Below are 23419 nucleotides of genomic sequence, written 5' to 3' on the forward strand. Positions count from 1 at the left end.
AACTCCGGGCAACAGGGGCAGGCGTTGAGGACAGAATTATGAGAGCAGTATCCAAATCAGCAATGCGCCGCTGTGCGACCGGGGTGGCCGCTCTGGCCATTTTGGCCGGGTGCGAGGGACCTCTGGATTATGACCTTCGTGGGCAGATCGGTGGATTTTCGACCACCAATGCAGCGCAATCCGCGACGGCATCCCGCCCGACACCGGACAGCCGGGGCGTCATTACCTATCCGAATTACCAGGTGGTCGTGGCGCGCCGCGGCGATACGGTGCGGGACGTGGCCGCGCGGGTTGGCCTGCCCGAGGGCGAGCTTTCGCGCTTCAACGGCCTTCAGACAACGGACACGCTGAGAGAGGGTGAGGTTCTTGCCCTGCCACGCACTGTCGGTGCTGGAAGCAGCGTGGACATCGCGTCGGTCGCCGGGTCTGCAATTGACCAAGTGCCGGCGTCGGGTTCGGTTCAGACCACAACCCTGGAACCCGCGAAACCGGCATCAACGCCTGCGCCGATTTCAACTGGGCCGGAGCCGGTCAGGCACAAGGTCAAGCGGGGTGAGACGGCCTATACAATCTCGCGCCTCTACCAGGTGCCGGTTGAATCTCTGGCGGAATGGAACGGGTTGGGATCAGATTTTACCGTGCGTGAGGGTCAATACTTGTTGATTCCGGTCAAGAACCAGCCCGCGCCCCGGCAAAATGCGGCTAGTGCCGCGCCCGTTCCCGCCACGGAGGTGACGGAACCGGGACAGGGATCACCGACGCCGACGCCACCCAGCGCCACGCAGCCCTTGCCGGACGAGAAAGTTGAGCCGTTGGTCGAGGCCCCCGACGTGACCGCCGAAGCGCCAACCAATACGCGCACATCCGCGCTGTCCCTGCCGGTTGGCGGAACTATCATTCGCGGCTATGACAAGGGCAAGAATGAGGGCATCGACATCGCTGCCGCTCCGGGTACGTCGGTCACAGCTGCCGAAGCCGGTACGGTCGCGGCGATCACCGCGGACGCGGATCAGGTGCCGATCATTGTGGTCAAGCACAACAACGATCTTCTGACTGTCTATGCAAATGTCGATAAGATCACTGTCAAGAAAGGCGATAAGGTACGCCGTGGCCAGAAGCTGGCGCAATTGCGGGGCGGCGACGATGCCTATGTGCATTTCGAAGTCCGCAAAGGATTCGAGTCCGTGGACCCGGAACCCTATCTGAAGTGAGGCTGGATGGCCCGTACCGGGCCTGCCTTCGGCGACAGTATTTCTGAAAAGATGAAGCCTGTCAGGCGTACGGGTCATAGTCGCTCAGGCGTTTTCCGGGTTCGTCGGCGAAGATTTCCGGAAGGGGTGAAACTGCTTCGATCAGGTCGATGCGAAAAACACGAAATCCGTTGCGCAGCTCGCACCAGGCGGTAAGGGTCCAGACCCGCCCCCAGTATTCCATATGGAGCGGGCGGATGGTGCGTTCGGTCAAAACGCCGTCAATGCGGCGATAGGACAGGTGAAGTTTCTGACGTGATTTGATGGCTGCACGGATCGGGGCCATATGGGCAAGGCCCCTTGCGGCATCGGCAAATGGGTAGACCGCGAATTTCCAGCTGTCCGCCTCGGCCAGGACCTGCGTTGGTAGAACAGCGTCGATCTTGTCGGCAAGCGATTGTGCGGCAGCCTTCAGGTCAGTATCCGCGGCCTCGGCCACGATGGCCATGCCAAGATTCAGCGCCTCAAGCTCGGCTGTGGTCAGGTTCAACGGGGGCAGGGTGATCTGCTCGCGCACCATGTAGCCGACACCGCGCTCGCCCTCGACCGGAACGCCCGAGGCAACAAGCGTATCCATGTCGCGATAGATGGTGCGAACCGACACCTCAAGCCGGTCCGCAATGTCCTGCGCGCGGTGCAGTTTTCCGTCGCGCAGGATCTGGATGATACCGAACAGGCGGTCAGTGCGGCGCATGACACGCCGTTCTGACCGCGTTTAGGCAGTCATGTTCCATAGTACTTTCTCGTGTCGCATCTGGATGCTATCCGGATTGATGACCGCCATCATGCCTGCTGCACATTCCTGTTGAGGAAACTGTGCGGCTGCGTCCTGTGCCGCCTTCAAATCGGTCCAGACAACATAATCGGTCCAGCGACCATCTTCGCCCTGGCTAAGCTGCCGATGGGCAAATCCCGGCGCGCTGCGCACAAAGGCCTCAGAGGCCTGACTGAGTTTCACGAACTCTTCCGGCGTGGTGCCATTGGCCAGGGTGAAGGTGACGATTTCAGCAACGTGGGTCATTTAATTCTCCATTGACCTTGTTTCGATGCCAAATCCCTAACGGATAGCAACTGACATAAACCTGTCAGTTGAGAATTGCGACCCCTTAGATTTCACGCGATTGATACAATTTTCGCCGGCAAATCGGAGCAGATCCCTTTTGAGACCAGCGATCGAGGCGTAAAGACTGAGTCAGATCATGTTCCCGGCGCGCAAACGTGCCGACGAAAAAGGAGAAAAGACATGCTCAACAATATCGGCCTTCCTGGCCTGCTGCTTATCGCCGTTGTGGTTCTGGTTCTGTTTGGACGCGGCAAGATCAGTTCGCTCATGGGTGAAGTCGGCAAAGGTATCACTGCGTTCAAGAAGGGTGTGAAGGACGGTTCGGAAGAGCTGGAAAAGGACGCTTCTGAACTGGCCAAGGACGTCACACCTGAAGCCGAGAAAGACAAGGCGTAAGCGCAGATGTTTGATCTGGGCTGGACCGAGCTTCTGGTAATCGGCATCGTTGCCCTGATCGTTGTGGGGCCAAAGGACCTGCCGGTGCTGTTCCGCAATGTCGGGCGTTTTGTCGGCAAGGCGCGCGGAATGGCGCGCGAGTTCAGCAGCGCCATGAACGAAGCCGCCGATCAGGCAGGGGTGAATGAGATCAAGAAAGGTCTCAACGCTGCCGTGAACCCTGTGGGATCGGCCATGGACGGTGTCAAGCAAGCCGCGCAGGAGATGGCGAAAAGCATCGATCCCACAAAGTTCGACCCTGAAAGCGAAACGGGTAAACTGGCGGCCGAGCGGGCCGAGCAGGCCAAAAAGGTTCAGGCGTCAGCCGCCCGTGCCACCGCCGAGCGCAAAGCCAAGGAAGCAGCCGATGCGCTGGCCAAGGCAGAAGAGGCCGAAGCCGCGCTGAATACTGAAAGCAAGACATGAGCAAAACCGACGAGATTGACGATTCTTCGGCCCCGTTGATCGAACATCTGGCCGAACTGCGCACACGGCTGATCCACAGCGTTGTGGCGTTTCTGATCGGTATGATCATCTGTTTTTCGGTGGCGACGCCGATCTTCAATTTCCTGACCAATCCCCTGTGTGACGTTCTGGCCGAGCGCGGGCAGGATTGTGGCCTGATCTTCATCTCGCCACAGGAAGGGTTTTTTGTTGCAATCAAGGTTTCCCTCTTGGGCGGGTTCATTCTGGCATTTCCCTATATCGGGATGCAGATGTGGCGCTTTGTGGCACCGGGCCTCTACAAGTCCGAGAAAAACGCGTTCCTGCCATTCATGCTTGCTTCGCCCTTTATGTTCCTTCTGGGCGCAAGCTTTGCCTTCTACGTTGTCACGCCTCTGGCCTATGACTTTTTCCTCGGGTTCCAGCAATTCGGGGCTGAGGGTGAAGCCGTGGCCGATGGGGTCAGCGCGGCACCGCTGAGTGTGGTGTTTCAAGGCTCAGCCCAGGAATATCTGAACCTGACGATCAAATTCATCGTTGCCTTTGGATTATGTTTCCAGTTGCCGGTTCTCCTGACCCTTATGGGGAAGGCAGGACTGGTCAGTGCCGAGGGGCTGGGCGCTGTTCGAAAATATGCGGTGGTCGGCATTCTGGTTCTGGCCGCAGTCGTCACACCACCGGATGTCATTACGCAGATCATTCTGTTTGTGGTGGTGTACGGTCTGTACGAGATTTCGATCTTCCTGGTCGCGCGAGTCGAAAAGAAACGCGAGGACCAGTTGCGCGCTGACGGTTACTACGATGATGAAGCGGAAGCGGATGATGACCTGATGCAGGAGTTCGAAGACGACAAGTAAGTCTGCCGACGAAAACAAAAGGGCGCGCCATCCAATGGCGCGCCTTTTCCATTGGAAACTCTTGTTGTGCCAATTGGAACGTGCTTTGAACCCCTCAAGACAAAACCGGAGGCCCACATGGATGACCAAGCCCTGAACCGTATCGCCGAGGCGTTGGAACGCATGGCACCGGCTCCTTTGGTGGCGCCTGATTTTGCCGTTGCTCCAGCATTTGTGTGGCATGTCGAACCGGAACGACTGGAACCTGTTACGCATGTCAACCGGGTCGATCTGGATCTCCTGGTCGGCATCAATCGCTCTCGCGACACGTTGATGGACAATACGCGCCGGTTTGCAGCAGGGTACAAGGCAAATAATGCGCTGCTCTGGGGGGCGCGGGGGATGGGAAAGTCGAGCCTTGTAAAGGCCGTGCACGGCTCACTGAGCGCTGATTACGCCGATCTAAAGCTGGTCGAATTGCAGCGCGAGGATATGGGAACGGTCGCACGGTTGCTGAACCATCTGCGCGCAGCACCCTACAGGTTCATACTGTTTTGCGATGACCTGTCGTTCAGCCACGATGACCAGCATTATAAATCTCTCAAGGCTGTTCTGGATGGCGGCATTGAAGGCAGGCCGGAAAATGTGGTCTTCTACGCCACTTCGAACCGCCGCCATCTGATGCCGCGGGATATGATCGAAAACGAACGGTCCAGCGCCATCAATCCTTCCGAGGCGGTCGAAGAAAAAGTCTCGCTGTCGGATCGCTTCGGCCTGTGGCTTGGGTTCCATCCCTGCGATCAGGACGAGTATCTGGCGATGATCGACCGCTATTGCGCCGCCTATGGCGTTTCCGTTGATGCACAGACCCTGCGCGCCGAGGCAATTGAGTGGCAAGCCACGCGCGGGTCGCGCTCTGGCCGTGTCGCCTGGCAATTCTTCGTCGATCTGGCCGGGCGCAACGGCGTGCATATCGCCTGATCCCGGCTTCACCTGGCTGCAAATATCCCCGCCAGAGGCATGGCCCGCCAGGGCCATTTCCTACAGCAGTGCCAGAATCCGCGCAGCTTCATCCTTGGTGCTGTTCAGAACGCTCCGGTCTTCCCCGGGATGAAACCGCGCGCGGACGGCCGTGGGCATCGGCGCGGGTTCGACAACCGAAATCCGCGGACCGGTGCGTTCAGTCTCGACGGCCCAGCTGCGGGCCAGAGCCATCTGCGCGGCCTTGGTGGCACCGTAGATGCCATAAAACTTCTCGCCAGCCTTCGGATCGTCAAAAAACACCGCATGGCCACTCTCGCCCAGAAGGGGTGAGACATAGGGAATCAGAACCGAGGTCGCGTTTGCATTTGTGTTGATCGCCTTGGCCCATTCCTTGGGGTCAACAAAATGCACCGGCGTCAGTGCTGATGTGTGGATGGCTGTGTGCATCCACAGGTCGACCTTACCCCAACGGTCATGGATGCCACGACACAGGGTCGCCATGGCGTTTGGATCGGTGATGTCCATGGGGGCCAGAGTGGCTGACCCGCCCTTCGCCTTGATACGGTCGTCCAGCTCTTCCAGCCCGCCGGTGGTCCGGGCGACGGCGACGATATGGTATTCAGGTGCCAACGCTTCGGCCAGCGCAGCGCCCAACCCGCGAGAGGCCCCGGTGATAAGGGCGATTTTTGTCTGATCGGTCATTGCTGTGGTTTGAACCCCTGCGCGAGGGGCGTCAAGTCGCGATTAGCTGCCGGGAATGGCGATCCGCTTGGTCTGGCCGCTTTGTCGCAGCATGATGCCCTGTTCATCGATTGCTATCACCATGCCCGAGGCGACACGGCTTCCGGGTTCAACCTCTTTCACGCGGCCCGATGACAGGCGTACCAAGGCGTGCAGATCGGTTTTGGGCCCGAACACTCCCAGGACAGAAACAGAGTTCTTGTTTAACGCGCCCTGCTGCGTGGCCGCGCTTTTGACATTGGTGTTTGACATGGTCCGTGGCCCGGCGTGAGTTCCGAACCCCTTATTTGTGTGAGTGGTTGCCGCCCGATAACAAAACGATCAGGTAAGCAAAAGACCCTCACAGACACGACGCTTCACGACGTAGCGACCCTTTTGTTAGCCCTTGTGATCGTGCAAGATTCACCGCCGGGTTGTGGCAGGTTTCCACTCATCGGCGGAACAGTTTAGATGCGAGCCATACTTAACAGGGCTGTCCTATCTGTATGTCGAACGGTTTGATTCGCTGTTTGAACAGAATCTGGGCGTGCCATAAATGGGTGGGGTCTTTCAGCCTGAGGCGAGTTTGGCCGCATTCCAGGACCCGCCCGGAACCTGCATATCCGCGCGTTTCTGGCTGACACGGCTGCTGTTTTCCAGACTGTCCAGGTAATCCGCGCTGACGCTGCCGGTAATGTAATTGCCGTCAAAGCAGGAACAATCAAATCCTTGGATGTCCGGGTTGCCTTCCTGGGCGGCCCAGATCAGGTCCTCCAAATGCTGATAGAACAGCGCATCGGCGCCCAGCTCTTCACGGATCTCTTCGATCTCTTTGCCATTTGCGATCAGCTCGGCCTTGGTCGGCATGTCGATGCCATACACATTGGGGTATTTGACAGGCGGCGAGGCGCTGGCCACATAAACCTTCTTTGCCCCAGCGTCGCGGCACATCTGAACGATCTTTTTGATGGTGTTGCCCCGCACGATGGAATCGTCGATCAACAGAACGCTGTGACCTTCGAATTCCAGCGGAACGGCATTCAGCTTGCGGCGCACGGATTTCTGTCGCTCGGCCTGACCCGGCATGATGAAGGTACGCCCGACATAGCGGTTCTTCACCAACCCCTCGCGATAGGGGATGCCGGTGATTTTAGCCGCTTCCAGTGCCACGGGGCGGGCGCTGTCGGGTACGGGAATGATCCGGTCGATTTCCAGGCCCGAGTCTTGAATTTGTTTCGCCAGCGTCTGTCCCATGCGCATCTGGGTTTTATAAACCGAGACTCCGTCCAGCAGTGAATCCGGACGTGCCAGATACACATACTCGAAGATACAGGGCGTCAGCTTGCCTTCGACGGCCTGAAACTCGTGCATGTTGCCTTTCAGGTCGATCAGGATGGCCTCGCCCGGGCGCAGATCGCGCAGCTTCTCAAAACTGTTGATGCCAAAGGCCACGTCTTCCGAAGCAAAGGCATAATCGTCCCCCTGACCGTCGACATTGCGCTTTGCGACCGACAGGGGCCGAATGCCATATGGGTCGCGGAACGCCAGCATGCCAACACCAGCCACCAGACAGATTACCGAGTAGGCACCTTGAACCCGCTCCATCGTCATCTTCACACCGGCAAAGATGTTTCGGATCGGATCCGAATTGCCGTTCACCTTGATGGCGTCAGCCACTTTGTCGGCCAGCACGTTCAGCAGGATTTCCGAATCCGATGTGGTGCGCAGGTGGCGACTATATTTCCCGGTCACTTTCTCGCGCTGTTCCGCTGTGTTGGTGATGTTGCCGTTGTGAACAAGATAGATACCGTAGGGTGCGTTCACGAAGAAAGGTTGCGCTTCGGCCGCGCTGAGTGATCCGGCCGTGGGATAACGAACATGACCCATGCCGATATGACCCAGAAGGGTTTCGGCATCCTGGGCGTTGAACACGTCCTTGACCAAACCATTGGCTTTCTTTTCCCGGAAGAATTCGCCGTTGTAGGTCACGATCCCGGAGGCATCCTGACCCCGGTGCTGCAACATCAGCAACCCGTCATAGATCTCAGCAAAGACATCATGTGTCCGGCTTGCGATTCCTAAAATCCCACACATTCAAGGGGCTCCAACTTCTATGACGATTTCATTCGAGGATTGACCGCAGTTCGGCACCGGACTTTCTGCATCTTCAGCGCGGAAATGTTCGCTACGCAGGAACAAGACGCCGTTAGGGCGACCATCACTGCGATCAGCGCGCATTCATACAGAAAGTACAAGATCGGTGGCTCCGATTCCGTGGCGGGTTGGCCCCCACATAATGCCTATTGGCGTGGCTGTCATCAAAGGATCACATTAGCCAAATGCCGCAGGCCAAGTTTGCGCATGTCGACTTAGAAAAACGAAGATGGTGACATGCGCAAACATATGTGCTGTCATGCATTTGATTGCATACATAACTGCTAAATCTCAGCACCTCGGGGGGACCTGAATGTGGCAACATAAACCTCCTCACAAGAACCAGGAACGGATCAGGCAGCGGTGCCATCGGTGCAGGGGATTGGGGCGCGCGTCGTGCCAGATCTGTAACGGAGCAGGCGAGGTCGCCAAAAGCAGAGATATCTTTGGAAAACCGGTTTTCAGTCGATGTGACGGATGCTTTGGCTTGAAAACAATCCGCTGCACCGTGTGCGGTGGAGAGGGGTTTGTCTGATCTGCAACAAAAAAGCCCGGCAGCGCCGGGCTTTCATGAATTGGTGAACTGCCTATCAGCCGTTGGAAGGCGCAGTTGTTGCCGGTTCAGCGTTTCCTGCCGTGCAACTGGCGACCAGCTGTTCATACTGAGTCGTAACCCAGCCCAAAGCCGCCTCGGGGTTTTGTTCCTCAATCTGGCCGCTGAACTGTTCAAACACCTTGGCCGACCGGCTTTCATCAACAATTGTGTAAGACTGGCCGGTCATGACGGTGTCGTAAACGAAGAATGCAATCGCAACCAGAAGGATGCCACGAGCGATGCCGAAGAACAGCCCCAAAGCCTGATCCAGGCCGCCAAGGGCCGAACGCTGAACCAGCGATGAAAACAGCGGTGTGAAGATACTGACCACGATCAGCGCCACCGCAAAGACCGCTGCAAACCCGGTGATCACAGACAATTCACAACTGTCACGCAAGAAATCTCCGACGACCGGGATTTCCTTGACCAGAGGTACAGCCTGCGGGGCGAAGATGAACGCCAGAACGGCCGCCGCAACCCAACCCGCGATGGCCAGAACTTCGCGCATGAAACCACGCGAGTAGGCCAGCAAGCCTGACAGCACGATGATCAGGGCAACTACCCCGTCGATTATTGTAAAACCTTCCATGGCCCTCGCCTGTTCTTTTTCTGCCCCTCAAGGCGCGACTTTAACCTGCTCCGAAGGTTTCGCCAACAAACCCCACCAAATCAGAGGGTCGGGTGAGTGTCAGACCTGCCACAGTACCGGTTTTGCCACCTGCCGGAGCTATTGCCGCTGTGAAACCAAGTTTTTGTGCTTCTTTCAACCTGTTTTCTGTCTGCGGAGCCGGTCTAAGTGCCCCTGACAGCGAGATTTCCCCGAAAACGACGGTGTCTGCGGGCAGGGCTGTGTCTTCGCGTGCGCTCAGCAATGCAGCAGCCACGGCCAGATCGGCGGCGGGTTCACTGACTTTCAACCCACCGGCCACGTTCAGATAGACGTCGAGACCCGCAAAAGGAATGCCGCAACGCGCTTCAAGAACGGCAAGGATCATCGCCAACCGCCCGCTGTCCCATCCCACCACTGTCCGGCGCGGCTGTGAATGGGGGGACGGGGCGACAAGGGCCTGCAATTCGACCAGAACGGGCCGTGTGCCCTCAATCCCGGCAAAGACGGCAGAGCCTGGGCTGGGCGTACCGCGTTCCGACAGGAACAAGGCCGAGGGGTTGGTGACCTGCGCGAGCCCTTTGCCCGTCATCTCGAACACGCCAATTTCGTCGGCGGGACCAAAGCGGTTCTTGACCGCCCGCAAAATACGAAACTGATGGCCGCGCTCGCCCTCGAAATACAGAACCGTATCGACCATGTGTTCGACAACACGGGGGCCCGCAATCTGGCCATCCTTGGTCACGTGTCCGACCATGATGATCGACACGCCGTGCCGTTTCGCAAAGGCGGTCAATTCATGAGCAGCCGCCCGGACTTGCGACACGGACCCCGGCGCGCTGTCGACATTGTCGGCCCACATGGTCTGGATCGAGTCGATGATCGCCAGACCGGGTTTTTCGGCTTCAAGCGTGGTGAGAATGTCGCGTAGGTTGGTTTCGGCTGCAAGTTGCACCGGCGCGTTCTCCAGCCCAAGGCGGCGCGCCCGCATGCGAACCTGAGCACTGGCTTCTTCGCCCGAGATATAGATCGTCTTGACGCCGGCACGGGCAAATCGGGCAGCAGCTTGCAGCAACAGGGTGGATTTACCGATGCCGGGGTCGCCGCCCACCAACAGGGCAGATGCAGGAACAAGCCCGCCACCAAGCACTCGGTCCAGCTCTTCCACTCCGCAGAGCGTGCGGGGCGGCGGGGTTTCCTCGGTCGACAGGTCGGTGAGCGTCATCGACCGCCCGCGTTTCGAGCCCAGCGATTTCTTGGCTGGGCCTGCCGACAGCGGTACGTCCTGTATGATCGAGTTCCACTCGCCGCACCCGTCGCAGCGACCCGACCAGCGGGAATGGGATGCGCCGCAGGCGGAGCAGGAGAAGGTTGGTTTTGCCATGACGCCTTGGTGCCCGAGGACGGGCGGTTCTTCAAGCCCTTGCAGGGCTTTCCTCGTCGTCAGCGGTACACCGCACTCTATCTCCGGGCGATGGTTTTGTTGTGGCGTTCAGTGAGAATGCCCAAAGCGATGGAGGCAAGGATGCAGGCGGTGAAAAGGTAAAGACCCCATGCGGTCTCAACAGTGGCGTAAGAGATGCCTTTGGCCAGCGTGATGTATAGCGCGATCAGGAATATGTCGGCCATCGCCAGCTTGCCGAGGATGTTGAGCGCAGGCTGCACACGGGCATCAAGCAGGTTCCATTGGATCAGCGCCGTGCCGATGGTTTTGATGTAGGGGGCGAAAAGGGCGAAAATGGTGACGATCAGCGCAAGGAAGACGTCAGATTTCCACAGGGACTGGAGGCCGGTGATGACGCTGATTTCGCTGAGGCCAAAGATCGGCAGAAACCCTGCGCGCATCAGCGGGGCGAACCACGCGATGGGGTAGAAAACCAAAAGTGACAGGGTTGCGAAACGCAATATCATGGCGGCCAACGCTATTATGTTTGACCGCCTGACATTACGGTGTTGGATCGTGGGTTCAAGGATGCTTGTTCAGTAGTTTATCTTGCGCGCTTCATACGAGCCATCAGATTGGTTTTGAGAATGAACTGATGGAACAAGGCGGCCAGGAAATGCAAGACAATCAGAACAAGCATTAGCGTTTTCAGGATCTCATGCACTTCGGCGGACGCTGCTATCCCACCAAACCAGGCCAGGGCACCTGAGGCGGGCACCAATACCATCAACGCATAGAGTGAGAAGTGCGTGGCATGCGCGGCGAGCTTCATCGCGGCTGTTTCTTTATCCGGAAGCGGTGGCGCGCCGCGGGTCAGGCGCAATGCAATCCGCCAAATCGCGAGTGCAAGGACAAGCAACCCTCCGAGCACATGGAGAGCAACTGGTGCTTGAATAGAGATAGGCAATCCGCGTTCGAATTGATCCCAGGCATCAGACATCGGCTCGTGAAAGAGAAACTGAATTGCGATCAGAACGAAAATGACCCAGTGAAGGGCGATTTGCGCGCGAGAATACGAAGTGGGCATGGGGAAGCTCCGACAAACTATAACGTTGCTCTGGTTTAACGCGAAACTGTCAGATTTCCGTCGATGGTTTTTTTTGATTTATTTGTCCAGCATCACTGCCATCACCGCACCGCCTCAATCGGCCCCTCGGCACTCCCGCTGATAAACTGTTCCACATAAGGATCACCCGAGGCATCCATTTGACCGACTGGTCCAGTCCACTGAATGACGCCTCCGTGCAGCATCGCCACGTTGTCGGCAATGGCGCGGACGGAACTCATGTCGTGGGTGATGGTCATCGCGGTGGCGCCCATCTCTGTCACGATTTCGCGGATCAGGTCGTTGATGACGCCGGACATAATCGGGTCGAGGCCCGTGGTGGGTTCATCAAAAAAGATGATCTCGGGCTCGGCGGCGATGGCGCGGGCAAGGCCCACGCGTTTTTGCATGCCACCTGACAGTTCTGCCGGAAAGCGGTCCGCCACGTCCGATTTCAGGCCCACGCGGCGCAGTTTTTCGATTGCGATCTCGCGCGCTTCTTCGGTGGGGCGTTTCAGGGATCCACGCAGCAGGCGGAAGGCGACGTTCTGCCAGACGGTCAGCGAGTCGAACAGCGCACCGCCCTGAAACAGCATGCCAAACCGCGCCAGAAACGCGTCGCGGTCGCCTTTGGACGCGTCTTTGCCGTCGACATAGATCATGCCGTTGTCGGGTTTGATCAGACCCAGGATACATTTCAGGGCAACAGATTTCCCGGTGCCCGAGCCGCCGATGATGACCATCGAGGTTCCTTTGGGAATCTCAAGATTCATTCCACGCAATACGTGGTTGTCACCAAAGGCTTTTTCTACGTTCTCCATCCGGATCATAGTGAGAAAAACACCCCTGTGAGAACAAAGTTTGCGGCGAGGATCAACACGGCTGCGGCCTCGACCGACCCTTTGGTTGCGCGACCGACACCCTGTGCGCCGCGGCCCGAGTTCATGCCGTAATAGCAACCCATGATAGCCGCGATCACGCCAAAGGCCGCGCCTTTGACCAGAGACGATACAATGTCGCGCATCTCAAGGAAATCGACGGTGTTTTTCAGATACGCCGCCGGGTTGAAGCCCAGGTTCTGCGTGGCGACAGTGTACCCGCCCGCAATCCCGATAACGTCACCTACGGCGACCAGCGCAGGCACGGTGATCAGCGCGGCCAGCACACGCGGAGAAGTAAGGTATTTCATCGGATGAGTGGAGAGCGTGACCAGAGCGTCAATCTGTTCGGTCACTTTCATCGTGGCGATCTCGGCCGCGATGGACGAGGTCACGCGCGCGGCGATCATCAGGCCGACCAGCACCGGGCCAAGTTCTCGCACCATGCCGATGGCGACAATCTGGGGCACGACGGCTTCGGCGTTGAACCGCGCACCGCCCGCATAGATTTGCAAGGCCAGCGCGCCGCCGGTGAAAATGGCGGTCAGGCCGACGACGGGCAGGGACAACCAGCCGATATTCAGCAGGGCCATCCCGAATTCACGCGGATAGAAAGGCGGGCGCAAGATGTGCGACACTGCATCAAGCGCGAACAGGGCCACCCGGCCAAAGGCCGCAAGCAGGCCCAGCACGGTGCGGCCCAGCCCCCCCAGCGCGCTGATTGGGTTCATTCGACGTAGCCCCGCGAATAGCGATTGCCCATTGATGTCAGGATTTCATAGCCGATCGTACCAGCGGCCTCGGCCAGATCATCAACGGTTTGATGACCGTTGAGAATGCGCAGACGCTCCGGGTCTTTCGGCAGGTCTGTGACGTCCACGGTGATCAGATCCATCGAGATACGTCCAACAACCGGGCAGGGTTGGTCGCCCGCAAATGTGTCGATGCCGCCGCCAATGGCGCGATGCAGGCCATCTGCATAGCCGGCAGCAACAGTGGCGATCCGGGATGGCCGTCGCGCCACCCAGGTGTTTCCGTAACCCACGGTCTCGCCCACGGCCAACCTACGCACCTGAATGACGGGAAGGTCAACGGTTACGACCGGTTTTGCACCGGCAAAGGGCATGCCACCGTAAAGGCCGATGCCTGGGCGACAGAAATCGAAATGAAACTCAGGCCCCAAAAGCATCCCGCCCGTCGCTGCCAGAGAGCGCGGCGCGGCGACCCCATCAGTCATCTCGCGGAAGGTTTTCAGTTGTTGCTGGTTCATCGGATGGTCCGGCTCGTCCGAGCAGGCCAGATGAGACATGATGAGCGCCGGGTTCAAGGCTTCGGCTTTGGAGCGCAACTCTGCCCAGTCGGCAGGTTCAAGACCAAGCCGGTTCATGCCACTGTCCAGTTGGATACCAAACGGGTGGTCGGGCAGGGCCTCTGTGTGGCGTTGAAACTGTTCCGGCGAGTTGATCAGCGGTATCAGGTCGTTGCCGCGCAGCAGATCGGCATCGCCCTCCATATGTCCAGAAAAAACGAAAATCATCGAGCCGGGGCCAACTGCCCCGCGAACGGTTGTGCCTTCTTCTGCGGCAGCCACGAAAAACTTGCGAACGCCTTCTTCTGCCAACGTGTCGCTGACAGGTCCTGCGCCCAGCCCATAGGCATCCGCCTTGACAACGGCGCCGGTTTCAACCCCGGTTTTCGCGTCGAGTGCCCGCCAGTTTCTGGCGAGGGCCTGAAGATTGATCGTCAAACGTGCAGTACTCATGGGACTGTTCATGACATTGCGCCGTCCAAGGTCAAGAGGGAAAGGGCTTTTTCCGCGACAGATTGCGCCGACCAAGCGACAGATACGGCGGAAAACACCCAAAAAAGCAGACATTTTGGCGACTTACTGCTGTGTTAAGCCGTTTTCAGGATTGTCTTCACATAGGTGTTAAAGTGATCTTGTGAACAAGATCGTCCCATCGCGGCAATAAACGGTGCTGCGGCATATGCCGAGGAAATCATGGATTTTTATACCGATCAAACGCCGGACCCGTCCGAAACTGCCCGGTTTTTCGCAGAAGTTTTTTCGGCGTCGGAAAGCCCGGACGAGGGGGCTGTTATCGAAGCTTTCGTGCAAGAGTTGATCGATACCACCCCACCACAGGATCTGATGGTGTGCACCGCGCGACGCGATCAGGTGTTGCTCGGCTGTGCCATCTTTTCCCGAATGCTGTTTCCACAGGATGCGCGCCGGGTTTTTATCCTGTCGCCAATGGCTGTCAGAACAGACAAGCAAAAAGCCGGGATTGGACAGGCTTTGATCGCGTTTGGTCTGGATTGCCTGCGGACAACAGGCGTGAACGTGGCGCTCACTTACGGTGATCCCGCTTACTATCGAAAAACAGGTTTTGAACAGATTTCTGAGGCCACTGCACAACCGCCGCTGAAGCTGAGCCATCCGCATGGCTGGCTGGGGCAGTCGCTGGATGGTCAGGCGCTTGCGCCACTTAGCGGCCCGTCGCTATGCGTGTCTGCGTTGAACAATCCGACGCTTTGGTGAGTGCGGAGTTCAATCTGTCAGAAAACAGGCGGGCGGACCCATTCTCGGTTCGAGCGCTAGATCCTGAATGGCGCGAAAGGTTCAGAGAACCTTTTTTGCTTTGCCAGCAATCAAATGAAGGTCAGGAAAACCCAGGCAAGGCTGTCCTTTCGCGATCAATAACCTTCGATTTCACCACCCTGCTGCCAGGGTTTGACAAGATTGCCGAACCGGGTGAATTGCGCCTCGAATGACAACTCGACCGTGCCGATTGGACCGTGGCGCTGTTTGCCAACGATTATCTCGGCCTTGCCGTGAAGCCGTTCCATGGCCTGCTTCCATTCTTCCATCTTCTCAAGCTCGTGATCGCCGGGTTTTTCACGTTCCTTGTAGTATTCTTCGCGGAACACGAACATCACTACATCGGCGTCCTGTTCGATCGAGCCTGATTCACGCAGGTCAGACAGCTGTGGACGTTTGTCGTCGCGGTTTTCGACTTGGCGGGAAAGCTGCGACAGGGCAATCACCGGAATGTTCAGTTCTTTGGCGATTGCTTTCATGCCCATCGAAATCTCGGCAATCTCGTTAACCCGATTGTCGGACATGCCGCGGCACAGTTGCAGATAGTCGATCACCAGCAGGTCCAGCCCATGCGTACGTTTCAACCGGCGCGCGCGGGCGGCAAGCTGAGAAATCGGAAGGGCGGGCGTGTCGTCGATAAATAGCGGGCAGGCTTCAAGTTCTTTGGCCGCATCCACGAAACGGCGGAATTCGGCCTCGGTCATGTCGCCCTGACGGATTTTGTGGCTGGAGATTTCGGACGCCTCAGCCAGAACGCGCCCGGCCAGCTGTTCGGCGCTCATCTCAAGTGAGAAAAAGCCGACGACCCCGCCGTCAATTGCGCCTTCGGAACCATCCGGTTTCAGACCGCGTTTGTACGCTTTAGCCACGTTGAAGGCCACGTTGGTCGCCAACGAGGTTTTCCCCATCGACGGACGACCCGCGAGAATGATCAGGTCCGAGGGGTGAAGACCACCCAGTTGTTTGTCGAGATCGACCAGACCGGTCGAGATCCCAGCCATGCCGCCACCGCGCTGGTAGGCTTCGTTGGTAACATTGACGGCTTCTGTGACCGCCTTGAGGAAGGACTGGAACCCCTGTTCGGTCTGGCCCTGCTCGGAAAGCTGATAAAGCTGTTGCTCGGCCTCGACGATTTGTTCTTTCGGTTCGCTGGCTACATCAACCCGCGCGGCCTTGTCGGAGATGTCGCGGCCCAAGCGGATCAACTCGCGCCGGATGGCGAGGTCATAGATCATCTGGGCGTAATCATGTACCGCAAAGGCACTGATCGACGCGCCGGCCAGTTTGACAAGATAGGCGGGTCCGCCCAGTTCCTTCAGGCCCTCATCCTCGGCCATGAAGGATTTCAACGTCACAGGCGAGGCCAGCGTGTTCTTTGCAATGCGTGCAGCGGCGACCTCATAAATGCGGGCATGAACCGGGTCATAGAAATGCTCGGACCCAATGATCGAAGCGACCCGGTCGTAAAGGTCGTTGTTCGTCAGAATGGCACCCAGAAGCTGCTGTTCAGCCTCAATGGAATGCGGCATGGTTTCGGCGTTCTGAATCTTTGCCGCTGCCTGCTCGATACTGCTGATCTCGTTCATTGCTGTTCTCTTGCCCCTTGGACAGAGGCCATAACGCAGCGCCCTGAGTCGGCGCAAATTGTATGTTTTCTGGGGATAGCCTGTGCATATCTTCCCACCCCATCATATTGCAGGATGGGGCAGGGCCCCGTCAACATGTTGTGGATGGAGCGTTAGGCTTACTCGTAATGTTTCTGAATGAGAAACGGTTTGCGCAACGTCAGTCTTTGTTCGCGTCCTGCCAGCCACGCGGGTCGTTCAAAAACGCCTCGACCCCGTCAAGTGTTTCCTGATCAAAGGCTTTTTGCGCCTTAGCCTCGGCCAGAACATCCCACCACGTGCAAAGGTGATGCAGCTTCACACCATGGTCGCTCAGCGTCTTCTCAGTTTCGGGGAAGATACCGTAGTAAAAGATCACAGCCGTATGCCCGCAGGTGGCACCGGTCTCGCGGATTGCATCGACGAAGGACAGTTTCGAACCACCATCGGTGGTCAAGTCCTCGACCAGCAACACGCGTTCACCTTCGCTCATTGCGCCTTCAATACGCGCGTTGCGCCCATAACCTTTGGGCTTCTTTCGCACATAGGTCATCGGCAGCGCCATACGTTCGGCCACCATCGCGGCAAAGGGGATGCCCGCAGTTTCGCCGCCCGCAATGTTGTCAAAGGCTTCAAAACCCGCGTCCCGCATTACTGTAACGGTCAGAAAATCCATCAGCGTGGAACGAATGCGCGGGTAGGAGATCAGCTTGCGGCAATCGATATAGGTCGGGCTGGGAAGGCCGCTTGCCAGCGTGAACGGCTCGCGCGCGTTGAAGTGGACAGCCTTGATCTCCAGCAGCATCCGGGCCGTCAGGCGAGCGATTTCAGTGCTATCGGGAAAAGAACTGGGGATCATGGCAGGACCTCGGTGATGAAATGATGTTTCGGGCTGATAGCCCGACCCTTGGCCCGGAGTCGAGAGCTGTTGGAACAAAAGAAAAGCGGACCCCCTAAGGTCCGCTGTTTCCCAGGCATTCAGCTATGCGAACACCATTGTCGCTGCTTTACCCTTGCCCGAACATGTTGACCCACCTGATCAGCATTGGTGCCAGACAAATCAGCAATAGGACAGGCATCATGCACATGGCCATCACGGCAGACATCTGCACAGGCAGACGGTTTGCCTTCTCCTGGGCGCGAAGCTCTCGGTCAAGCCGCATGTCAGTGGCGAACCGGCGTAATGATGCGGATATGCTGGTTCCGTACTGGTTGGATTGCAAAAAGGCGTTCGCGAACGAATTCATCTCGTCGATACCGACCCGGTTCGCCATATCCAGAAAGGCGGCCTGACGTTCTTTGCCTGCCTGCAACTCCAGTTGAAGAACCGAAAACTCCTGCGAGATTTCCGGAGCTGCTTTGGCCATTTCATGCGAGACCCGGATCATCGCCGCGTCAAAGCCCAGCCCGGCCTCGATAGCGACTTGCAACAGGTCGAGCGCGTTTGGCAGGCTGTGTTCGATGGCCCGGCGGCGTTTCTTTATTCGACGTCGCAACCACAGTGCCGGGCCATAAAAGCCCATGACCATCAGTGCCGTCACGACCTGCATTGTGTTAACCCACGTAACACCCTGCAAAAGGTCGGCGATCCCTAACTGAACTTGCGTTTCGATTGGCAAAGCCATGGTTGCTACGAACGCGGCAGGCAACACAAACCCCAGGACGACCCGAAAGGTATAATATGTGCGAATGGCGTGCTTCTGCCGAATTCCGGCTTGTTTCAAAAGCTTGCCGATCTTGGAGCGTTCGCGTTTTGACGACGGGACAAAGGCCTTCAGCAACCCGTGCGGGTCGCTGTTGTCACCCTGGATAAGGTCAAAATCCTGCCCATGCCCTTGTGATACCGTCCCAACGCGCATGCGGCGTGCTGCCGTGTTTTCACTGGCCGCAAATCCGGAAAGGCCCATGACGACAAAAAAAACACTAAGGGCGATTCCGACCAACAGGATCAACTGCGGTGTGACGCGCGGATCGTTTAGAATGTCCTGAAGAATATCCATATCCCAATTCCCTTTAGAATCTGAATTTAACCAGTCGCTTCAGGATGAAACCCTGGGCAACTGTCAGGCCAATGATCACCTGGGCGAAATACGGAAACAGCGGATCGCTGCGTACGTCGCCGTAAAATGTTGGCGAGGAGACCTCGATCGAAAGATAAATGATGACCGGCAAAATTGTGAGGATAAGGCTGCTCAGGCGACCTTCGGCAGAGATTGCCTTGATCTTCTTTTGCATCGTGTGCCGGTCCCGGATGGTCTGGGACAGAATGCTTAGAACGCGAGACAGGTTGCCGCCGGTTCCATGCTGAATGCCGATACTTACGGCAAGGTATTTTGCATCCTCTGTTCCGACCCGTTGCGCAAAGTCGTGAAAGGCGGTCGCGACGTCATCACCATAGTTGATCTGGTCTTTGATGATGCCAAACTCTGACCCGATCGGATCCGGTAGATCAGAGGCAACGTTTCCAACCGTCACCGCGACGGGGTGGCCCACTTTCAGCCCCCGGGCCATCAGGTCTAACGCGTCAGGCAGTTGTTTCGTCAGTTTCTTCGCGCGGGCGTCTTTCACGGCGACCAGCAGGATGATCGGGCTGATGAGGCCGAAAACTGCGCTCAGAATGACCGCCAGTTCCAGGGCAAGGAACCGGGAGGCCCCGAAAAAGATCATCAAAACCAGAAGGGAGACGGCGAGAACCACCCAAATCGGGTTGACCGCCACACCAGCTTGCACAAGCAGACGGCGAAACCGCGTAATCAGCCCGGCTTTTTCACCAGCAGCCAGCATCGCCGGATCGCGGAGCAGCTGCAACACCTGATCCGTCGAAGCCCCGTTCTGGATCAGTTTCATACGGCGGTTTCTGGCCTCGCCATGCGTTTCCTTGCGCGCCAGAAGCTGGTGAACGCCTTCGTAGGCGAGCAGAATTCCCAGAAAAATCGAAATATAGATCAGGATGTTCAGTGTATTGGGCTGAAAGTCAATCATGATGCCGTTGCCCCGTGAATAAACATGTTGGTGTCCACATCAACACCAGCCGCTACCAGCTGGTCGAAGCATTTTGGCCGTATTCCGGTTGGCAGGAATTCTCCCAGAACGTCGCCATTCTCAGACTTGCCACGGCGTTTGAAGACAAAGATGTCCTGCATCGTGATCGTGTCGTCTTCCATGCCCGTGATTTCGGAAATACTGACGACCCTGCGTGTCCCGTCGCTCAGACGGCTGAGTTGCAGGACGATCTGAATGGCCGAGGCGATTTGAGACCGGATGGTTCTGACGGGCAAATCCGCCCCCAGCATCGTCACCATCTGTTCGACCCGGCTGAGTGCATCGCGGGCCGAGTTCGCATGTACGGTCGTCATGGAGCCGTCATGTCCTGTATTCATGGCCTGAAGCATGTCAAAGCATTCGGAACCACGGACTTCGCCGACAATAATGCGGTCAGGCCGCATCCTGAGCGCGTTGCGCACCAGATCCCGCTGCGTGATCACCCCTTGACCTTCCGAGTTGGGGGGACGGGTTTCCAAGCGAACGACATGGCTTTGCTGTAACTGAAGTTCGGCCGCATCTTCGATTGTCACGATACGCTGCTTGCCGTCGATAAAGGATGAAACGGCGTTCAGCATTGTTGTCTTGCCGGAACCGGTACCGCCCGAAATCAGAATGTTCAGCCTGGCTTCGACCAGCGCAGCCAGTAGCTTGGCTGCCTGTTCGTTCATGCTGTCCCGCTGGACCAGCTTGTCGATGGTCAGGGGATTGCGCGAGAATTTGCGGATCGACAGCGCCGGTCCATCAACTGAACACGGGCGGATAATCGCGTTGACCCGGCTTCCATCTTCCAGACGCGCATCGACCCATGGCTGGGATTCATCAATACGGCGGCCGACCCGGCTGACGATCTTGTCAATGATCCGAAGCAGATGGCGTTCGTCGCGAAAGCGCACGGACGATTGCTCGAGCAGGCCGAAGCGTTCCACATAGACCTGATCATAAGAGTTGACGAGAATGTCGTTGATCGTCGGGTCTTCCAAAAGAGGTTCCAGCGGGCCCAGACCCATTACTTCGTGAATCAGTTCATCAACTAGGGCTGTAAATGCCTCGGAACGCAAATGCAGGCGTTCGGCCTCGATCAGCCCGGTAACCAGCGCGGCGATCTGACGTTTCAGTTCGGACCGTTCGACCTTGTCGATCACAGACAGGTTCAGACGGTCGAGAAGCTCGCTGTGCAGACGGCTTTTAAGCTCCAGATGCGCTTGCAGGTCAACGTCCACCGGTTCTGGTGTTGCCTTGGACTTTGGTACCTCGATCGGCCGTTCCAGAACCAACACATTCGACTTGGACGCGGCCCGGCGTGATTTGTACTCGTTAAACACGGCGATCTCCCATTATGCAGTTTTTTGTGTGGCTGGCCGGGTGCCTTCGGACATGGACGCAGCCAGTTTCGTCAGAGCTTTGCCAAGGTCCGAATGCGGCTTCATGTCCACAATCGGTCGTCCCAGATCGACTGCGTTTCGCGCAATCTTGGGATTGTCCGGCAGCCAGTGCTTCAGTTTCGTTTCCAGCACTTTTTCGGCCTCGCGTACATGTGCGGGTTTGATCATCGTCTTTCGTTCGCGGTTCACGACAACCTCGACCGGCAGGGCTACGTTTGCCTCGCGATAGAAATCGATCAGGCGCCGGGTCTGGCGAACACACGGAACCGTGGTGTCAGTAACCAGCGCCAGTTGGTTCGCGCGTTTGAAAATGGGTTCGACCCATTCCACAACGGCACAGGGCAGGTCGATGACAACATAATCGTACCGGCGCTGAAGAAGGTCGAGCATCCCTTCGATCAGGCCCGGTCGTATGGACTGAAGCGGAACCAACGGCGCGGGCGCGCACAACACATCAATGCCGAGCGTGTGGTTCTGAAGGATCGATGTCAGGAAATGATCATCCGGCTCTTCCTGGTTTTCGATGAGCTGGAGGCATCCCCCATTATCTTCAAGATCCAGAAACACGTTCGCGTTTCCGAATTGCAGATCAAAATCCAGAAGCGCGACGCGGCTTTTCGCCTTTTTCCTAAGGAATGATCCTTTTCCGCCCGCCAGCGAGCAGGCAAGGTTTACCGCGACCGTCGACGCTCCAATCCCACCGCGGGATTTTGCAACCGGGATTACTGTACCAAGGGCAGAGGGGCCATTTTGAATGTATCTTTGCGGAAGTGAACGGGAGGAGATTTTTTCTGCTACTGCGGCTTTCAGCCCATCCTCGTCAATGGACAGGGGCAGAACCTCGTCGATGCCGATTTTCCGCAACTCGCGGGCGACCGAGATCGAAACGTCATTCTGCGTCAGCGCAACAAACAAGGTGTCGTCTTGTCGATGGGTCAGCAGGTCTTTGACAGCCAGAACCTCGCCCGCGTCGCAGGGGTCGATTTCAAAAATAACCAGGTCATGCTTGAATGCCAGATTGCGCGCCGTGCCGTTCAACGCTTTGAACGAACCCGCATTCTCTGAGATTTCGTTATTTTGACCGGCGGGAAAAGCACTGGCGACCACCTGAGCGACGGTTTCGCTTTCAGATACAAGCATGACGGAATGTGAATTGAGACTAGAAACGTTCTTAACCATTAACCTGACTCTCCTGATGCCAGGTCTTCGGCAGGCAGCGAAACGCTGAAATTGGAAAACCCAGCTGTTGAAGGAATTGTGCTGCTGGTTGCGCCTGCGGCGTTTGCAAGCGCGGCCAGCGGCGACACGAACTGAAAATCATTCAGGTTCAGCTCAACCGTGACCATGGGTGTGTAAGGGCCACCCAGGAAGCCCAGATTGGAATTGAAATCATAGGAAAACTGCAAGGCGTCAATCGTCGTGCCGGGGGGCAGCAACGGGTTGATGCGCCCCCAGATTTCAGATGCTGTGGTGTTGGTGGCGTCACCCACACAAGGTGGCGTTACCGGGTCGGCACATACGCCAGCCGACGCACTGCATGGGGTGCCAAAGCGAGGGGACAACGCGGATGTTCCCCGCGTGTGGGTTTGTGGCACACCCGGACACGCCGCAGGGCGCACCACAGCGATGCGCGCCGCCAGCTGTGCCGCCTTCTGCGCGTTCACTCCGCTGTATGATAGCCGACCAAAGTCCAGCAATGCCAGGAACAGGAAGGAAAACAGGGACACCACCACGGCAAATTCAACAAGAACCCCACCATTTTGGTCGCGCAGCACCTTGTCCGCGACCTGGCGCCAGGTGGCGCGATTATTGCGCAACCATGTCATTGGCCAAATATCCGCGATGTGTCAGCGACGTCGGTGGTTATCGATGACGCACCGCTGCCGAAAAGCTTCAGAATGCCCCCTAGCGGAAACTGAACGGTGATATTGGCGCTTACCTGACCGACAGGCGCCGGGTTCATACGATACGTACCGGACACGCAGGTCAGGCTGGGCGTTACCGAGTTGACGGTTATGCTGGGCGGAAACAGGCTGTTGCCGTGAATGTCACGCTCGACAATCCCTTTCAGAGTTGTGCTGAGCCCCGCGACTGTTCCGCCAGACGAACAGATATCCGAGGGCGTGACGCGCGACATGTATCGGCTGGCATCCCGGACCCCGGCAATGACCGACTGGTACGACCACATAAGGCGTGCGGATTCCAGGGTTACTGCCAACAGCAGCAGCATAATCGGCATGACAAGGCCAAACTCGACAAGGATCGCACCATCTTCGTTTTTGGCGAAGCGTTTGAAAGGGGATCTGAGGCGAATACACATGAACACTCTGC

26 protein-coding genes are annotated in these 23419 nt (G+C 57.4%); 6 read left to right on the forward strand and 20 right to left on the reverse strand.

Annotated elements, in window-relative coordinates:
• The first annotated feature begins 38 nt into the window (after positions 1 to 38).
• Entirely contained in the window at positions 39 to 1211 is a 1173-nt protein-coding gene (locus tag ACR0JI_RS01770; RefSeq protein WP_480493043.1) for a peptidoglycan DD-metalloendopeptidase family protein, read from the forward strand.
• 61 nt (positions 1212 to 1272) lie between these two features.
• Here ACR0JI_RS01770 and ACR0JI_RS01775 read toward each other — a convergent pair whose 3' ends face one another.
• Together ACR0JI_RS01775 and ACR0JI_RS01780 are read right to left on the reverse strand one after the other, a co-directional pair.
• A complete protein-coding gene (locus ACR0JI_RS01775; protein ID WP_480473144.1) occupies positions 1273 to 1944 on the reverse strand; it encodes a helix-turn-helix transcriptional regulator in 672 nt (223 codons plus the stop codon).
• Positions 1945 to 1965: 21 nt separating this feature from the next.
• Complete coding sequence (locus ACR0JI_RS01780; RefSeq protein WP_209503726.1) at positions 1966 to 2271, reverse strand: hypothetical protein; 306 nt, start codon at positions 2269 to 2271, stop codon at positions 1966 to 1968.
• 222 nt (positions 2272 to 2493) lie between these two features.
• Here ACR0JI_RS01780 and ACR0JI_RS01785 point away from each other — a divergent pair, with 222 nt between their 5' ends.
• The 4 genes from ACR0JI_RS01785 (at position 2494) to ACR0JI_RS01800 (ending at position 5009) form a co-directional block, all read left to right on the forward strand.
• A complete protein-coding gene (locus tag ACR0JI_RS01785; RefSeq protein WP_480473142.1) occupies positions 2494 to 2709 on the forward strand; it encodes a twin-arginine translocase TatA/TatE family subunit in 216 nt (71 codons plus the stop codon).
• A gap of 6 nt (positions 2710 to 2715) precedes the next feature.
• Complete coding sequence (gene tatB / locus ACR0JI_RS01790) at positions 2716 to 3174, forward strand: Sec-independent protein translocase protein TatB (protein WP_209503728.1); 459 nt, start codon at positions 2716 to 2718, stop codon at positions 3172 to 3174.
• On the forward strand, positions 3171 to 4049 hold the full coding sequence (tatC, locus tag ACR0JI_RS01795) for a twin-arginine translocase subunit TatC (RefSeq protein WP_480473140.1): 879 nt from the start codon (positions 3171 to 3173) through the stop codon (positions 4047 to 4049). The genes tatB and tatC overlap by 4 nt, the downstream gene beginning before the upstream one ends.
• Positions 4050 to 4166: 117 nt before the next feature.
• Positions 4167 to 5009 carry an ATP-binding protein gene (locus tag ACR0JI_RS01800; RefSeq protein WP_480473138.1) on the forward strand — a complete coding sequence of 281 codons (843 nt, stop codon included), beginning with the start codon at positions 4167 to 4169 and terminating at the stop codon, positions 5007 to 5009.
• A gap of 60 nt (positions 5010 to 5069) precedes the next feature.
• Here ACR0JI_RS01800 and ACR0JI_RS01805 read toward each other — a convergent pair whose 3' ends face one another.
• The 10 genes from ACR0JI_RS01805 to alr all read right to left on the reverse strand — a co-directional run bounded on the left by ACR0JI_RS01805 (position 5070) and on the right by alr (position 14217).
• Positions 5070 to 5714: an SDR family NAD(P)-dependent oxidoreductase gene (locus ACR0JI_RS01805; RefSeq protein WP_480493044.1), complete on the reverse strand. Its 645-nt coding sequence runs from the start codon at positions 5712 to 5714 to the stop codon at positions 5070 to 5072.
• Between the two features lie 42 nt (positions 5715 to 5756).
• Positions 5757 to 6005 (reverse strand): hypothetical protein, encoded by a 249-nt coding sequence (locus ACR0JI_RS01810; protein ID WP_480493045.1) that lies wholly within the window; start codon positions 6003 to 6005, stop codon positions 5757 to 5759.
• Between the two features lie 297 nt (positions 6006 to 6302).
• Positions 6303 to 7826 carry an amidophosphoribosyltransferase gene (gene purF, locus ACR0JI_RS01815; RefSeq protein WP_480493046.1) on the reverse strand — a complete coding sequence of 508 codons (1524 nt, stop codon included), beginning with the start codon at positions 7824 to 7826 and terminating at the stop codon, positions 6303 to 6305.
• 650 nt (positions 7827 to 8476) lie between these two features.
• Positions 8477 to 9070 carry a CvpA family protein gene (locus tag ACR0JI_RS01820; protein ID WP_267364181.1) on the reverse strand — a complete coding sequence of 198 codons (594 nt, stop codon included), beginning with the start codon at positions 9068 to 9070 and terminating at the stop codon, positions 8477 to 8479.
• 40 nt (positions 9071 to 9110) lie between these two features.
• Positions 9111 to 10472 (reverse strand): DNA repair protein RadA, encoded by a 1362-nt coding sequence (gene radA / locus ACR0JI_RS01825; protein WP_480473130.1) that lies wholly within the window; start codon positions 10470 to 10472, stop codon positions 9111 to 9113.
• Positions 10473 to 10549: 77 nt separating this feature from the next.
• Positions 10550 to 10999 (reverse strand): paraquat-inducible protein A, encoded by a 450-nt coding sequence (locus ACR0JI_RS01830; protein WP_480473128.1) that lies wholly within the window; start codon positions 10997 to 10999, stop codon positions 10550 to 10552.
• A gap of 77 nt (positions 11000 to 11076) precedes the next feature.
• The gene (locus ACR0JI_RS01835; protein ID WP_480473126.1) at positions 11077 to 11559 is read right to left on the reverse strand and encodes a cytochrome b; all 483 of its coding nucleotides are present in this window, start codon (positions 11557 to 11559) and stop codon (positions 11077 to 11079) included.
• A 101-nt stretch (positions 11560 to 11660) separates the two neighbouring features.
• On the reverse strand, positions 11661 to 12407 hold the full coding sequence (locus ACR0JI_RS01840; RefSeq protein ID WP_480473124.1) for an ABC transporter ATP-binding protein: 747 nt from the start codon (positions 12405 to 12407) through the stop codon (positions 11661 to 11663).
• Positions 12404 to 13186 carry an MlaE family ABC transporter permease gene (locus ACR0JI_RS01845; protein ID WP_480473122.1) on the reverse strand — a complete coding sequence of 261 codons (783 nt, stop codon included), beginning with the start codon at positions 13184 to 13186 and terminating at the stop codon, positions 12404 to 12406. The genes ACR0JI_RS01840 and ACR0JI_RS01845 overlap by 4 nt, the downstream gene beginning before the upstream one ends.
• Positions 13183 to 14217, reverse strand: a complete 1035-nt coding sequence (gene alr / locus ACR0JI_RS01850) for an alanine racemase (RefSeq protein ID WP_480493047.1) — start codon at positions 14215 to 14217, stop codon at positions 13183 to 13185. The genes ACR0JI_RS01845 and alr overlap by 4 nt, the downstream gene beginning before the upstream one ends.
• 240 nt (positions 14218 to 14457) lie before the next feature.
• On the opposite strand from alr, the gene ACR0JI_RS01855 reads away from it, so the two are divergent.
• Complete coding sequence (locus tag ACR0JI_RS01855; RefSeq protein WP_480473118.1) at positions 14458 to 14997, forward strand: GNAT family N-acetyltransferase; 540 nt, start codon at positions 14458 to 14460, stop codon at positions 14995 to 14997.
• A 155-nt stretch (positions 14998 to 15152) separates the two neighbouring features.
• Here the strand turns inward: ACR0JI_RS01855 and ACR0JI_RS01860 are convergent, their stop codons facing one another.
• The 8 genes from ACR0JI_RS01860 to ACR0JI_RS01895 form a co-directional block, all read right to left on the reverse strand.
• The gene (locus ACR0JI_RS01860; RefSeq protein WP_480473116.1) at positions 15153 to 16643 is read right to left on the reverse strand and encodes a replicative DNA helicase; all 1491 of its coding nucleotides are present in this window, start codon (positions 16641 to 16643) and stop codon (positions 15153 to 15155) included.
• A gap of 199 nt (positions 16644 to 16842) precedes the next feature.
• A complete protein-coding gene (locus ACR0JI_RS01865; protein ID WP_480473114.1) occupies positions 16843 to 17520 on the reverse strand; it encodes an orotate phosphoribosyltransferase in 678 nt (225 codons plus the stop codon).
• Positions 17521 to 17668: 148 nt separating this feature from the next.
• The gene (locus ACR0JI_RS01870) at positions 17669 to 18661 is read right to left on the reverse strand and encodes a type II secretion system F family protein (RefSeq protein WP_480473112.1); all 993 of its coding nucleotides are present in this window, start codon (positions 18659 to 18661) and stop codon (positions 17669 to 17671) included.
• Between the two features lie 13 nt (positions 18662 to 18674).
• The gene (locus ACR0JI_RS01875) at positions 18675 to 19643 is read right to left on the reverse strand and encodes a type II secretion system F family protein (RefSeq protein WP_480473110.1); all 969 of its coding nucleotides are present in this window, start codon (positions 19641 to 19643) and stop codon (positions 18675 to 18677) included.
• A complete protein-coding gene (locus ACR0JI_RS01880) occupies positions 19640 to 21028 on the reverse strand; it encodes a TadA family conjugal transfer-associated ATPase (protein ID WP_480493048.1) in 1389 nt (462 codons plus the stop codon). The genes ACR0JI_RS01875 and ACR0JI_RS01880 overlap by 4 nt, the downstream gene beginning before the upstream one ends.
• Before the next feature lie 12 nt (positions 21029 to 21040).
• The gene (locus ACR0JI_RS01885; protein ID WP_480493049.1) at positions 21041 to 22267 is read right to left on the reverse strand and encodes a CpaE/TadZ family protein; all 1227 of its coding nucleotides are present in this window, start codon (positions 22265 to 22267) and stop codon (positions 21041 to 21043) included.
• On the reverse strand, positions 22267 to 22914 hold the full coding sequence (locus ACR0JI_RS01890) for a TadE/TadG family type IV pilus assembly protein (RefSeq protein WP_480493050.1): 648 nt from the start codon (positions 22912 to 22914) through the stop codon (positions 22267 to 22269). Before ACR0JI_RS01890 ends, ACR0JI_RS01885 begins: the two co-directional genes overlap by 1 nt.
• On the reverse strand, positions 22911 to 23408 hold the full coding sequence (locus ACR0JI_RS01895; RefSeq protein ID WP_480473102.1) for a TadE/TadG family type IV pilus assembly protein: 498 nt from the start codon (positions 23406 to 23408) through the stop codon (positions 22911 to 22913). The genes ACR0JI_RS01890 and ACR0JI_RS01895 overlap by 4 nt, the downstream gene beginning before the upstream one ends.
• Positions 23409 to 23419 lie beyond the last annotated feature (11 nt).

This window comes from Ruegeria sp. N10, assembly GCF_056531545.1.